Consider the following 13,269-nt stretch of genomic DNA (forward strand, 5'->3'; position numbering starts at 1 on the left):
CGTGCCAGCCCCCACTGAGACAGACCTCCCCGACCTCGTCGTCGTCGGCTCCGGCTTCTTCGGCCTGACCGTCGCCGAGCGCTGCGCGACCGAGCTCGGCCTGCGGGTGCTCGTGCTCGAGCGCCGCTCGCACCTCGGCGGCAACGCCTACAGCGAGTTCGACGAGGAGACCGGCATCGAGGTGCACCAGTACGGCACGCACCTCTTCCACACCTCCAACGAGCGGGTGTGGGAGTACGTCAACCGGTTCACCTCGTTCACGGGCTACCAGCACCGGGTCTTCGCGAAGTACCAGGGCCAGGTCTACTCCTTCCCGATGAACCTCGGCCTGATCAACCAGTTCTTCGGCAAGAGCCACACCCCCGACGAGGCCCGCGCGCTCATCGCCGAGCAGGCCAGCGAGATCCGCACCGAGGACGCCACGAACCTCGAGGAGAAGGCGATCAGCCTCATCGGGCGCCCGCTCTACGAGGCGTTCGTCAAGGGCTACACCGCCAAGCAGTGGCAGACCGACCCGAAGGAGCTCAGCGCGGACATCATCACGCGCCTCCCGGTCCGCTACACCTTCGACAACCGCTACTTCAACGACACCTACGAGGGCCTGCCGGTCGACGGCTACACCGCGTGGCTCGAGCGGATGGCCGACCACGAGCTCATCGAGGTCCGCCTCGACACCGACTTCCGCGACGTGCGCGAGCAGTACGTCGGGAAGGTGCCGGTCGTCTACACCGGCCCGGTCGACGAGTACTTCGGCCACTGCGAGGGCCGGCTGTCGTGGCGCACCATCGACCTCGAGGCCGAGACCGTCGACGTCGACGACTACCAGGGCACCGGCGTGGTCAACGCCAACGACGAGGACGTGCCGTGGACGCGCGTGCTGGAGTTCAAGCACCTGCACCCCGAGCGCACCTACCTGCCGGGCAAGTCGATCGTCGTCCACGAGTACTCCCGCTTCGCCGAGGAGGACGACGAGCCCTACTACCCGGTCAACACCGCCGAGGACCGCGCCAAGCTGCTGCGCTACCGCGACCTGGCCAAGGCCGAGCCGCTGGTCCTCTTCGGTGGCCGTCTCGGCACCTACAAGTACCTCGACATGCACATGGCCATCGGCTCCGCGCTCTCGATGTTCGACAACAAGATCGCCCCGCACTTCCGCGAGGGCGCCCCGCTGACCTCCGGAGGTGTCGACGCGTGAGCACCCGTCTGCTGCAGCGCCAGGTCCTGCCGCTCGACCGCGACACCGACGTCCTGCCCCTCTACCTCGACACCGAGGCCGCCGTCCTCGACGCCGACAAGTACGAGGTCGGCTCGAACCGGACCGCGCAGCAGCTCAACGCGGCCTTGATGCGGCAGTCCACCTCGACCGGCCGCACGATCCACCCCGACCAGGTGGAGTCGCGCACCGCGCTGCGGGTGCTGGCGACCGAGCGGGTCTCCTTCGGCACCTACTTCAACGCCTTCCCCGCCAGCTACTGGCGGCGCCACACCGTGGTCACCGACGTGCGCCTCGCGGTCACCCTGCGCGGCGCCGGCGCCGCGGTGACCGTCTACAAGTCGATGGCCAACGGCCGCACCCAGCGCGTCGACGCGGCCAGCACCACGGGGGCCGAGGAGGAGACCTTCACCTTCGACCTCACCCTCAAGCCCTTCGTCGACGGCGGGTGGTACTGGTACGACGTCGTCGCGGGTGACGACGACGTCGTCGTCGCCGGCGCGGAGTGGACCGCGGAGGTCCCCGACGACCGGGCCGAGCACGGGACCGTCGACGTCGCGATCACCACGATGAACCGGCCCGACTTCTGCGCCGAGCTGCTGCGCCAGATCGGCGACGACGAGGTCCTGCGCCCCTACCTCGACACCGTCTTCGTGATGGAGCAGGGCACCGACAAGGTGGCCGACTCCGAGGTCTTCCCGGCCGCGCGCGACGCGCTGGGCCCGCTGCTGCGGATCATCGAGCAGGGCAACCTCGGCGGTTCCGGCGGCTACGCCCGGGGCCAGCTCGAATCGGTGCGCAAGGGCACCGCGACCTACGCGCTGATGATGGACGACGACGTCGTCTGCGAGCCCGAGGGCATCGTCCGGGCCGTCACCTTCGGCGACCTCGCCAAGACGCCGACGATCGTCGGCGGGCACATGTTCAGCCTCTTCTCCCGCTCCCGCCTGCACAGCTTCGGCGAGATCGTGCAGCCCTGGCGCTTCTGGTGGCAGTCGGCGCCCGGCGTCTTCGGTGACTGGGACTTCTCGGCGCGCAACCTGCGCTCGACGCGGTGGCTGCACAAGCGCGTCGACGTCGACTTCAACGGCTGGTTCATGTGCCTGATCCCGCGCCAGGTCATCGCCGAGATCGGCCTGTCGCTCCCGCTCTTCCTCAAGTGGGACGACTCCGAGTACGGCCTGCGCGCGCAGGAGGCGGGCTACCCGACCGTGTCGTTCCCGGGGGCGGCGGTGTGGCACGTGCCGTGGACGGACAAGAACGACGCGGTCGACTGGCAGTCGTTCTTCCACCAGCGCAACCGCTTCGTCGCGGCGCTGCTGCACTCGACGTACCCCAAGGGCGGGCGGATGGTGCGCGAGAGCCTCAACCACCAGATCGCCCACCTCGTCTCCATGCAGTACTCCACCGTCGAGCTGCGGCACCAGGCGCTCCTCGACGTCCTCGAGGGTCCGGAGCGGCTGCACGACGTGCTGGCCTCGAAGCTGCCCGAGGTGCGGGCCTTCGCCAAGGAGTTCCAGGACGCCCAGCTCGCCGTCGAGCGCGAGGCGTTCCCGCCCGTGCGCCGCACCAAGCCGCCGCGCAAGGGCCGCGACGACACCGGGGTGCCCGGTCGGCTGAGCAACCTGGTCACCGCCGGCCTCGCGCCGCTGCGCCAGCTCACCCGGCCCCGGGAGCTGAGCCGCGCGTTCCCCGAGGCCGAGATCATGGCCATGGACGCCAAGTGGTACCGCCTCGCGCGCTACGACTCCGCGGTCGTGTCGATGAACGACGGCACGTCGGCGGCGTTCTACCAGCGCGACCCCGAGAAGTTCCGCGAGCTGCTCAAGGCCACCGTGGAGATCCACCGGCGCCTGCACGCCGAGTGGCCGGCGCTCGCGCGCCGCTACCGCGAGGCGCTGCCCCGGATCACCTCGCCCGAGGCCTGGGACGAGACGTTCCGGCCCTGGACCGAGCCGTCCTCGTCGGTGGGGGAGCAGGCGGGCACGGATGGCTGAGGCCGCCCTCCCGCCGCTCTCGCCCCCTGCGGCGACCAGCGGTCTGCTCGAGGTCGTGCGCCGCCGCTACCTGCTGCGGTTGCTGGTGCGGCGCGCGATCGACTCGCGCTACCAGGGCACGGCGCTGGGCTGGACGTGGAGCTACCTGCAGCCGTTCGTGCGGTTCTGCATGTTCTACTTCCTCTTCCAGGTCTTCATCGGCCGCGGCAGCGGCGTCGAGAACTTCGCCATCCACCTCTTCTCGGGGATGGTCCTGGTGCACTTCTTCACCGAGACCTTCAACGGTGGCACGAAGTCGCTCGTCAGCAACCGCGGGCTGATCGTCAAGCTGCCGATGCCGCGCGAGCTCTTCCCCGTGTCCTCGATGCTGGTGGCGCTGTGGCACACCGGCCCGATGCTGGTGATCCTCACCGTCGCCAGCGCGCTGGCGGGGTGGCGACCCGACCCGGTCGGGCTGCTCGCGGGCCTCATGGGCTTCGCGCTCATCGGCGTGCTGGGCCTGGCGCTCTCCCTCTTCTTCAGCGTCGCCAACGTCTTCTTCCGCGACTTCGGGAAGGTCGTGCAGACGCTGACGCAGTTCACCACCTTCAGCGTGCCGATGATCTACCCCTTCACCTTCGTCGAGCAGCGCTTCGGCGCGGCCGCCGAGTACTACCTGCTCAACCCCGTCGCCGAGGCGGTGCTGCTGATCCAGCGGTGCTTCTGGACCGGCACCAACAGCGACCCGAGCACCGCCGTCGACGTGCACCTGCCGGACGACCTCTTCGCCCGCGGCGGGATCATGCTCGGGGTCAGCGCGCTGCTGCTGCTGCTCGCGCAGCTGTGGTTCATGCGCTACGAGAAGCAGGTCCCGGAGCGCCTGTGACCACCTACATCGAGGTGGAGCACGCCACCAAGTCCTTCCGCATGCAGTACCACAAGTCCCTCAAGCAGATCGCGCTCGCGCGGGCCCGGGGGATGAAGACGCACGACCGCTTCGCCGCGGTCGACGACGTGTCGTTCACCGTCGAGGGCGGCGAGTCGATCGGCGTCATGGGCCTCAACGGCTCGGGCAAGTCGACGCTGCTCAAGCTCATCAGCGGCGTGATGGTGCCCGACAGCGGCACTGTGCTCACGCGCGGCCGGATCGCCGGGCTCATCGCCACGGGGGCGGGCTTCCAGCCGCAGCTCAGCGGGCGCGACAACCTCTGGCTCAACGCCGCGATCCTGGGGATGTCCGAGGCCGAGACGCGCCGCAAGCTCGACGACATCGTGGAGTTCGCCGACCTCGGCAAGTTCCTCGACACCCCGGTGACCTACTACAGCTCCGGGATGCGGGCCCGTCTCGGCTTCGCCGTCGCGATCCACGTCGACTCCGACATCTTCATCGCCGACGAGGCGCTGGCGGTCGGCGACCGGCCGTTCAAGCGCAAGTGCAAGGCCAAGATGCGCGAGCTGCGCGAGAGCGGCACGACGATCTTCTTCGTCAGCCACGCCGCGGGTGCGGTGCGGGAGATGTGCGACCGGGTCCTCGTGCTGGAGAAGGGCCGGCTGACCTACGACGGCGACGTCGAGGGCGGCATCAAGCACCTGCACTACGACGAGGGCGACGACGGCGACGACGACGAGCTCGAGGGCGGCGACTGATCCAGCGGGCCGGGCGGTCTGGACCGCGCGGAGGTCTCAGGGTGCCGGGTCGGCGGCCGATGGGCAGAAAGTGCGGGGCTCTCGGCGTGTCGACTGGAAATTACAGCGTTGTAGTTGCTCACTTCCCCTTCCCGGGCCGTGTGACGGGTGTGAAGATCGGGACTCGTGTGACTCCCTTCCCCACGCACACTGGAGCATCCGCATGCGTTCCCGCGCCTCTCAGCCCCACCGACCGACGGACCACCCGACCGCGCTGAGCGCCGGTCGGTCGCGGTTCGTCACCGCGACCCAGCAGGGCCTCGCGCTCGCGGTGGTGCTGGCCGTGCTCGCGCCGGCGGCGAGCGTGCTGTCGCTCGAGGTCGTCGGCACGGTGCCCGGCACCGCCCCGGCCACGGTGCCGACCGTGCCGGCCACCGCCCCTGCCGCTCCCGCCGCGCCGGCCGCCGAGCCGACAGCGCAGGTGGAGCAGGAGGAGGTCGAGGCGGTCGTCCGCGAGGTGCAGGTGACGCCCGACGACGAGCCCGGCCAGCCCGCCGAGCCCGAGCAGTCGCCCGAGCAGTCGCCCGAGCCGCCCGCCCAGCCGGTCGAGCCCGAGCGCGTCGTGTCCGCGCCCGAGACCGTCGAGGGCTACGGCACGGTCGGCGTCACCTGGGATCCCGCGGAGCAGCTCGAGGAGGAGGACCTCACCGTCGAGGTGCGCACCCGCGACGCCGCGGGGGAGTGGACCGGGTGGACGGCGCTGGAGTACCACGACGAGCACGGCCCGACGCCCGGCACGCCCGAGGCGGCGAACGCGCGACCCGGCACCGAGCCCCTGGTGGTCGGCGCCGTCGAGGACGTGCAGGTGCGCGCCTCCGGCGAGGTCCCCGACGACCTGCGCCTCGCGGTGATCGAGCCCGGTGAGTCGGAGGGCACGGTGGAGGAGGCCCCGGCGCTCGACACCGGCGCCGTCGCGGCGCCCGCGCCCGGCAGCGAGGACGCGATCGTGCTGCAGGCCGGCCAGACCGCCCCGCGGCCGCAGATCTTCTCCCGCGCGCAGTGGGGGGCCGACGAGCGGATGCGCAGCGGCAGCCCGAGCTACGGCACGATCAGCGGCGGCTTCGTCCACCACACGGTGAACGCCAACGACTACACCCGCGCCGAGGTGCCGGGGATCATCCGCAGCATCTACGCCTACCACACCCGCTCGCGCGGCTGGAGCGACGTCGGCTACAACTTCCTCGTCGACCGCTTCGGCCGGATCTGGGAGGGGCGCGCAGGCGGCGTCTCGCGCCCGGTCATCGGGGCGCACACCCTGAACTACAACGGCGACTCCTTCGCCGGCTCCGCGATCGGCAACTTCGACGTCGTGCGGCCCAGCGACGCCGTGCTGCAGGCCTTCGGCTCGCTGATGGCGTGGAAGCTCAGCCTCCACGGCGTCGACCCGCAGGACCGGTCGGTGAGCATCAACGGGCGCACCTTCCAGGCGATCAACGGCCACCGCGACGCGGGCTCCACCGCCTGCCCGGGCCGCTACCTCTACGAGCGGCTCGGCACGATCCGCACCTACGCCGGCCGGGCGATGACCGGCGAGCCCGCGCCGACCCCGACCCCCACCCCGACGCCGACGCCGACCCCCGAGCCGGAGCCGGAGCCGACCCCGCCGCCCACCCCCACCGTCACCCCCAGCCAGGTCGACTCCGACCTCGCCGGCACGGCGTACCCGGACCTCGTGGTGCGGCGTGCGGAGGACGGTCGCGGCATGGTGCTGCCGACCGGTGGCCTGGTGTCCTTCGGCGGCTCCGCGGTGCTGAGCCGCAGCGGCTGGTCGGGCCGCACCGCGCTGGCCGCGCCCGACCTCACCGGCGACGGTCGCGTGGACCTCGTCTCCTTCGCCGCGAGCGGTGCGGCGCAGGTGCGCCGCGGTCTGCCGCGCGGTGGCTTCGGCGCCCTCTGGCGCGTCGTCCCGGGCACGCGGGGCCACCAGCTGGTGACGCCGGTCGGTGACGTCGACGGGGACGGTCGGGGAGACCTGGTCGCCCGCCACCGCGGGAGGCTCGTGACCTTCCGCCAGGTCGCGACCGGCACCTTCCGAGCCCGCGCCCTGCCCGTGGGTGCACGGGGCTACTCCCAGCTCGCCGCGGCCGGCGACGTCACGGGCGACGGCCGCCCCGACCTGTGGGCCCGCGGCGCCTCGGGCAAGCTCTTCCTGCACCGCGGCCTGGGTGCCGGGCGGTTCGCGACCCGGGTGGCCGTCGCGGGCGCGACGACCACCTACACCCGTGTCGTCGGCGGTCTCGACCACACCGGTGACGGGCTCCCGGACCTCGTCGGCCAGCGCTCCGACGGCAGCCTCGACCTGCTCCCCGTGCGCCCCGGCGGCGCGCTGGGCCCCGCCGCCGGCCCGGTCCGCGGCCCGGCGTCGCTGTCCTCGCTCTCGGGCGCGGGGCAGCTCACGGGCGGGCCGGCCCCCGACCTGCTGGCGGTGCGCTCCGACGGTGCCCTCGTCGCGCTGCCCAACCGCGGCACCTTCGACCTCGGGCGCCCGGTGGACACCGGCCAGTCCTTCGACGCCGGTGACCTCGTCCTCAACGCCGGCGACTTCACCGGCGACGGCCACGGCGACGTGCTGCTGCGGCGCAAGGTCGGCACGCTGTGGCTCTACCGCGGTGACGGCACCGGGCGCCTCGCCGACCCGGTCTGGGTGGGCGGCAAGGGCAACTTCGCCGGCGCCACCGAGCTGCGGGCGACCGGCGACGTGAGCGGCGACGGGCTGCCCGACGTGATCGGCCGCACGTCGGCCGGCCAGCTGACCGTCTGGCCGGGCGCCGGGGCGAAGGCGCTCGGCAAGGGCTACGCCGTGAAGGTGGCGGGCGGGTCCGGGTCGGGCGCGGGGAACCCCGCGGCCCGCACCGGCTACGACCTCGTCGTCGCCGTCAGCGACCTGCAGCGGCGCGGCCCGGCCGACCTGGTGGTGCGCGACGCGGCCGGAGCCCTCTTCCGCCTCGACGGCACCGCGTCCGGCTACGCCGCGCCGCGCTACCTCGGCGACGCGCCGGGCTACGACCTGGGCGGCTGACCCGCGCGGGCGGTGGCCCGCTCCTGGGCGGCGAGGGCGTCGAGCCGGGCCTGGTCGGCGCCCGCCACGAGCACGAGCGAGCCGCCCTTCACCAGCGACTCGGTGAAGCACGGCAGGCCGCGGGGGGACGCCGGCGGCTCGTCGCTCAGCAGCCGCCCGCCGTCGCCCAGCAGGGTGCCGGCGGAGGCCTGCCGCCACAGCTCGGCCTGGGTGGTGCCCGGCAGGGCCTCGTCGTCGCCGGTCGGCGGGTCCCACGGCACGAAGGCGTCGGGCTGCGCCCACACCTCGGCGCCGAAGTCGCGCACCCCGTCGCCCGGCGGCTCGGGGAAGCGCACCCCGAGCGGGAGCAGCGCCGAGGCCACCACCGGCAGCCGCCGGGCCTCCGCGCGCCAGCGCTCGAGCCCCGCGGGGCCGCACACGACGGCGTCGGGCGCCCCCACGGCGGCGTCGGTGGCGTCGGCGCCGTCGGTGGCGTCGGCGAGCTCGGCGACCAGCCCGACGCTCCAGGCGGCCCCGAGGAAGACCGGGGCCAGCCAGTGCGTCGGCAGCTCGATGCGCAGCCGGCGCCCCCGCTCCAGGTCGCACTCCTCGACCAGCAGGGAGGCGGTCTTCGCGACCCAGTTGGCGTAGGTGGTCACCGAGAGCTCGACGCGCTCGCCGCTCGCCTCGTCGTACGCCGTGACGAGCGGTCGGCCCGCGTCACCGCGCAGCAGGTCGGCGAGGAGCTCGGCGAAGGTGGCGGGGGTGGTCGACGGCGGGGTGGCGGGGGAGGTCACCGCACCACCCTAGGCTCGGGGCCATGCCTGACCGCCCCCTCGACGGCCATCCCGACGGCGACCCCGACCGTGACCCCGACGGCGACCCCGACGGCCCGCTGCCGCACCTCCACGCCGTCGTGCCGGCCGGCGGCGCCGGGACCCGGCTGTGGCCGCTCTCGCGGCGCGCCGCCCCGAAGTTCCTGCTCGACCTCACCGGCAGCGGACGCACGCTGCTGCAGGCCACGGTCGACCGGCTCGCACCGCTGGTCGAGGACCGCGTGCTCGTCGTGACGGGCCGGGCGCACGAGGCCGCGGTGCGGGAGCAGCTGCCGGGGCTGCCCCCGGGTGCCGTCGTCGCGGAGCCGTCGGCCCGCGACTCCATGGCCGCGATCGGGCTGGCCGCGGCCCTGCTCGAGCGCCGCGACCCCGACGCGGTGATGGGCTCCTTCGCCGCCGACCACGTCATCACCGAGCCCGACGCCTTCCGCCGCTGCGTGCGCGACGCGGTCGCGGTCGCCGAGGAGGGCTGGCTCGTGACGCTCGGCATCGCCCCCAGCCACCCCGCCACCGGCTTCGGCTACGTCGAGGTCGGCGAGCCGCTCGGCTCGGGCGCTCCCGGGCGCCACGCGGTGGCCTTCGTCGAGAAGCCGCCGCTGGAGTTGGCGCGCGGCTACGTCGCCGGCGGGCGCCACCGGTGGAACGCCGGCATGTTCGTCGTGCGCCCCGGCGTGCTGCTCGACCTGCTCGCCGACTCCGACCCCGGCTTCGCCCGCGACCTGCGGGCGGTCGCCGCCGGGATCGAGGCCGGCGACGACGAGGTGCTCGAGCGCGCCTGGCCCGACCTGCCGAGGATCGCGCTCGACCACGCGGTCGCCGAGCCCGCGGCCGCCGCCGGGCGGGTCGCGGTCGTGCCGGGGGCGTTCCCCTGGGACGACGTGGGCGACGTCGACTCACTCGCCACCCTGCTGGGCGCCGGCGACGTCGAGCCCGGCGCCGGCCCGGTCGTGCTGGGCGACGCCGCGCTCGTGCGGGCCGTCGAGGCCTCGGGCCTCGTGGTGCCCGGCTCAGGCCGCACCGTCGCCGTCGTGGGCCTCGACGACGTGGTCGTCGTGGACACCCCCGACGCGGTGCTGGTGACCTCCCGCGCCCGTGCCCAGCAGGTCAAGGCCGTCGTCGACGCCCTGCGCGCGGCCGGGCGCGACGACCTGACCTGAGGGTCAGCCGGCGTTGGGCTCGGGGGAGTCGGTGTAGGGGTACTCGTCCATGAACGCCTCGAGGGCCTCGCCGCTCGGCGCCGAGCAGTACTGCGTGACGCCGACCTGACCGCCCTCGGAGCCGTCGCCGACCGACCAGTGCGTGAAGGCGACGTGCTGGCCCTCGGGGAACGCGGCGCCGTCCTCCTCGGTCCAGGGCGCGGCCTTGAACTTGAGGCGGAAGTTGGTGTCGTCGCCCTCGAACTTCTCGGCGATCGCGCGCACCTGGCTGAGCATCTCGGCGTCGTTGGCGGCGGTCTCGTCGTACCACATCACGGTGTAGCCGTGCTCGAGGTTGTGCACGAGGTAGCCGAGCTCCGGACGGTCGGAGCCGTAGAACTTGCGCGAGATCGGCTCCCACGTGGGGTAGTGACGACCGGTCGCGGGCGGGGCGTCGGCGTAGGTGAGCGGCGTGCCCTCCGCGACGTGCTCCTGGTTGCCGGTGGCCGGCTTGGTGGTGATCTCCTGGCAGACGCTCGCGGGGGCGCCGATCGAGGCCAGCTCGATCTCCTCGAACTGGCGCAGGTCCCACCAGTCCTTGATCGGCCGGTAGGCCGCAGCGCCGATGATGAGCAGCGCGACCACGACGCAGACGCCGACGATCATGAAGTTGCGGCGACGGTCGGCCTTGCGCGTCTGGGAGCGCATCTGCTCCACGACGGCGCGACGGTCGGTGCCCCCGCCGGTGCTCGACTTGGGGGACTTGGGCTTCTTGGCCACGGGGGTCTTCCTCGCAGGGTTCTCGTCGCGGGTGCGTCGGGCCCGAGTCTACGGGCGCGGCTCCACCGCTGCGGGGGAGACCCGGAGCTCCAGGCCCGGCCGCCCGTCGGGCCGCGGGCCCGCGGCGACGAGGCGCCAGCCGTGCGCGAAGCAGGCCACCGCGAGCAGGCCCGCCTCGCCGCGCGGCCCGTCGTCGGCGAGCAGTCGCTCCCCGCCGCCCGCGGTCACGACCGCCGCCCCCGCCACCCTCGCCAGCACCGCCGCGAGCTCGTCGAGGCCCACCGCACTGCCGTACGGCGTGCTCGTGGCCGGGTCGCCGACCAGGGCGGTCACCACGGCCTCGCGCGCGCCGTAGCCGAAGAGGTCGCCGCCCTCCCGCCGCACCAGGGCGCGGGCGCCCGGCCCGTCGTCCGCCGGCGGCAGCAGCAGGTCGGCACGGCCGCGCACGACCGCGAAGGGGCGCCCGGCGAGCTTGCCCTGCGCCAGCTCGGCGGCGCCGGCGAGCTCGTCGGCGACCGCGGGCGCCGTGACGGCGAGCTCGTTGCCGTGGGCGTCGTGGCGGCCGGCGTAGTCCTCCAGCACGCGCAGCCCGGCCGCGCCGACGGCGATGTCGGTCTGGCCCTCGCGCCACGCGCGGCCGGCGGTGTCGGTGACGACGACGCCGAGGTGCCGATCGGTGCGGGCCTGCAGGTCGGCGCGCAACCGGGCCGCGGAGGCGTCGGGGTCGACCGGGAGCAGCACGACCTGGCCGCGCGCCACGTTGGAGGCGTCGATGCCGGCGGCGGCCATCGTGAGGCCGTGGTGGGTGCGCACGATCGTGGTCGGCCCGCGGCGCGCCACGACCCGGGCGGTCTCGCCGGCCAGCGCGGCCTCGCGGTCGCCGGGGCGCACCCGACCCTCGGCCTTCGAGACCACCTTGCTGGTGACCACGACGACGTCGCCGTCGGCCAGCGCCTCGCCCGCGGCGGCGAGCGCGTCGAGCAGCAGCGCCGCGAGGTCGGCGCCGGCGGCCACCTCGGGCACCCCGTCGGGCGCGAGGACGGTGAGGCGCCCGGTCACGGCCGCCTCACCGGACGCCGACGAGGTCGAGGGCGGCGACCGCCATCGCCGCGGTGGCGTCGAGGTCGGTCATCATCAGCGGCACGGCGCGCGCCGCGATGCCGGCGGCCTCCACGCCGGCGACCTCGTCGGCGTCGCGGGTGTCGACCAGCCAGGCGTCGAGCACGCCCGGCACGCCGTCGGTGCCGGTGCCGCTGCGCGCGCCGTGGTGCCGCGCGACCGCGCCGGCGGACACCTCGACGCCGATCGCCGTGAGCACCTGGCGCGCCATGCCGTGCACGTGGTCGCGCCCGACGACGGGGGAGAGGCCGACGACGGGGGCGGGCGAGCGGCGCAGCGCGTCGCGCACGCCCGGCACCCCGAGCACGGTGCCGAGCGAGACGACGGGGTTGGAGGGCGGGAGCACGACCACGTCGGTCTCGGTGAGGGCCTCGAGCACGCCCGGCGCCGGTGCGGACTCCGCGAGCCCGACCGGGACGACGGCGAGCGCGGGCACCGCGGCGCGCAGGCGCACCCAGTACTCCTGGAAGTGCACCACCCGCTGACCGCTCGGCGACCCCTCGTCGGGCACCGCGACGTGCGTCTCGACCCGGTCGTCGGTCATCGGCAGCAACCGCACGCCCGGCTGCCAGCGCCGGCACAGCGCCTCGGTGACCGCCGAGAGCGGGTAGCCCGCCTCCAGCATCTGGGTGCGCACCAGGTGGGTGGCCACGTCGCGGTCGCCGAGACCGAACCACGTCGGCTCCACCCCGTAGGCCGCGAGCTCCTCCTTGACGTGCCACGTCTCGTCGCGCCGGCCCCACCCGCGCTCGAGGTCGATGCCGTCGCCGAGGGTGTACATCACGGTGTCGAGGTCGGGGCACACCTTGAGGCCGTGGACCCACAGGTCGTCGGCGGTGTTGGCCACCACCGTGACCTCGGTCGTCGCGTCGCCCCCGGGCACGAGCCCGGTGCGCAGGCCGTGGAGCAGGCCGCGCAGGAAGCGGGCCCCGCCGACGCCGCCGGACAGCACCGTGATCTTCTGCATGCGCCCAGCCTGCCCCACGCCGGCCTCCACCCCCGCGGGTGGCGCTGGTCGAGACCAGTGCCGGTACCCCGTCGGCCATACCAGATGCGGGCTTGACTACCGGTGTACGACAGGCATGTAATTCCAGTCGTGTCACCGTCACCGGTGAGCACCCGCGGGACCGCCGGTCCCCGGGCGGTGGTGGAGGCCGTGGGGACGGTCCCGCGAGGGGCCACAAGGGTCGGAAGGGGTAGTCGTGAGAGAGCTTTTCCTCGTCGACGAGACCGAGGAGGACGGGTGGCAGGAGCGCGCGCTGTGCGCGCAGACCGACCCCGAGGCGTTCTTCCCGGAGAAGGGCGGGTCCACCCGCGAGGCCAAGAAGGTGTGCTTGACGTGCGAGGTGCAGACCGACTGCCTCGAGTACGCCCTGGGCAACGACGAGCGCTTCGGCATCTGGGGCGGGCTCTCGGAGCGGGAGCGCCGCAAGCTGAAGAAGCGCGCGGTCTGAGCGCGGGCTGAGCGTGGACCGGTCGCACCCTGGTGCGACCGGCCCACCGTCAGCCCGGGCACCCGCCGCCG

At 74.0% G+C, this 13,269-nt stretch carries 11 protein-coding genes; 7 read left to right on the forward strand and 4 right to left on the reverse strand.

Going from position 1 to position 13,269, the window contains the following annotated elements; genetic code table 11:
• The first annotated feature begins 1 nt into the window (after position 1).
• The 5 genes from glf (at position 2) to BJ989_RS07560 (ending at position 7,894) form a co-directional block, all read left to right on the forward strand.
• Entirely contained in the window at positions 2 to 1,195 is a 1,194-nt protein-coding gene (glf, locus tag BJ989_RS07540; RefSeq protein ID WP_179517676.1) for a UDP-galactopyranose mutase, read from the forward strand.
• The gene (locus BJ989_RS07545) at positions 1,192 to 3,210 is read left to right on the forward strand and encodes a glycosyltransferase (RefSeq protein ID WP_179517677.1); all 2,019 of its coding nucleotides are present in this window, start codon (positions 1,192 to 1,194) and stop codon (positions 3,208 to 3,210) included. The genes glf and BJ989_RS07545 overlap by 4 nt, the downstream gene beginning before the upstream one ends.
• Complete coding sequence (locus BJ989_RS07550; RefSeq protein WP_179517678.1) at positions 3,203 to 4,075, forward strand: ABC transporter permease; 873 nt, start codon at positions 3,203 to 3,205, stop codon at positions 4,073 to 4,075. The genes BJ989_RS07545 and BJ989_RS07550 overlap by 8 nt, the downstream gene beginning before the upstream one ends.
• Complete coding sequence (locus tag BJ989_RS07555; protein ID WP_343049172.1) at positions 4,072 to 4,836, forward strand: ABC transporter ATP-binding protein; 765 nt, start codon at positions 4,072 to 4,074, stop codon at positions 4,834 to 4,836. Before BJ989_RS07550 ends, BJ989_RS07555 begins: the two co-directional genes overlap by 4 nt.
• A gap of 202 nt (positions 4,837 to 5,038) precedes the next feature.
• Positions 5,039 to 7,894 (forward strand): FG-GAP-like repeat-containing protein, encoded by a 2,856-nt coding sequence (locus tag BJ989_RS07560; protein ID WP_179517679.1) that lies wholly within the window; start codon positions 5,039 to 5,041, stop codon positions 7,892 to 7,894.
• On the opposite strand, the gene BJ989_RS07565 is transcribed toward BJ989_RS07560, so the two are convergent.
• Positions 7,876 to 8,670 carry a TIGR03089 family protein gene (locus BJ989_RS07565; protein ID WP_179517680.1) on the reverse strand — a complete coding sequence of 265 codons (795 nt, stop codon included), beginning with the start codon at positions 8,668 to 8,670 and terminating at the stop codon, positions 7,876 to 7,878. The two genes, BJ989_RS07560 and BJ989_RS07565, sit on opposite strands and share 19 nt — an antisense overlap.
• Before the next feature lie 23 nt (positions 8,671 to 8,693).
• Here BJ989_RS07565 and BJ989_RS07570 point away from each other — a divergent pair, with 23 nt between their 5' ends.
• Positions 8,694 to 9,866: a mannose-1-phosphate guanylyltransferase gene (locus BJ989_RS07570; RefSeq protein WP_179517681.1), complete on the forward strand. Its 1,173-nt coding sequence runs from the start codon at positions 8,694 to 8,696 to the stop codon at positions 9,864 to 9,866.
• A gap of 3 nt (positions 9,867 to 9,869) precedes the next feature.
• On the opposite strand, the gene BJ989_RS07575 is transcribed toward BJ989_RS07570, so the two are convergent.
• The 3 genes from BJ989_RS07575 to cofD are packed head-to-tail and all read right to left on the reverse strand — an operon-like array spanning position 9,870 to position 12,711.
• Positions 9,870 to 10,625 carry a DUF3105 domain-containing protein gene (locus BJ989_RS07575; RefSeq protein ID WP_343049173.1) on the reverse strand — a complete coding sequence of 252 codons (756 nt, stop codon included), beginning with the start codon at positions 10,623 to 10,625 and terminating at the stop codon, positions 9,870 to 9,872.
• A gap of 48 nt (positions 10,626 to 10,673) precedes the next feature.
• Positions 10,674 to 11,684 (reverse strand): coenzyme F420-0:L-glutamate ligase, encoded by a 1,011-nt coding sequence (cofE, locus tag BJ989_RS07580; RefSeq protein ID WP_179517682.1) that lies wholly within the window; start codon positions 11,682 to 11,684, stop codon positions 10,674 to 10,676.
• A 7-nt stretch (positions 11,685 to 11,691) separates the two neighbouring features.
• Entirely contained in the window at positions 11,692 to 12,711 is a 1,020-nt protein-coding gene (cofD, locus tag BJ989_RS07585; protein ID WP_179517683.1) for a 2-phospho-L-lactate transferase, read from the reverse strand.
• A gap of 235 nt (positions 12,712 to 12,946) precedes the next feature.
• On the opposite strand from cofD, the gene BJ989_RS07590 reads away from it, so the two are divergent.
• Positions 12,947 to 13,198, forward strand: coding sequence for a WhiB family transcriptional regulator (locus tag BJ989_RS07590; RefSeq protein WP_179517684.1), 252 nt, complete (start codon positions 12,947 to 12,949; stop codon positions 13,196 to 13,198).
• Positions 13,199 to 13,269 lie beyond the last annotated feature (71 nt).

Source organism: Nocardioides perillae, assembly GCF_013409425.1.
Lineage (GTDB): Bacteria > Actinomycetota > Actinomycetes > Propionibacteriales > Nocardioidaceae > Nocardioides > Nocardioides perillae.

Coding starts and splice junctions, on each gene's coding strand:
- BJ989_RS07550 (WP_179517678.1), top strand. CDS start 3,203: ATGGCTGAGGCCGCCCTCCCGCCGCTCTCGCCCCCTGCGGCGACCAGC.
- BJ989_RS07560 (WP_179517679.1), top strand. CDS start 5,039: ATGCGTTCCCGCGCCTCTCAGCCCCACCGACCGACGGACCACCCGACC.
- BJ989_RS07570 (WP_179517681.1), top strand. CDS start 8,694: ATGCCTGACCGCCCCCTCGACGGCCATCCCGACGGCGACCCCGACCGT.
- cofD (WP_179517683.1), bottom strand. CDS start 12,711: ATGCAGAAGATCACGGTGCTGTCCGGCGGCGTCGGCGGGGCCCGCTTC.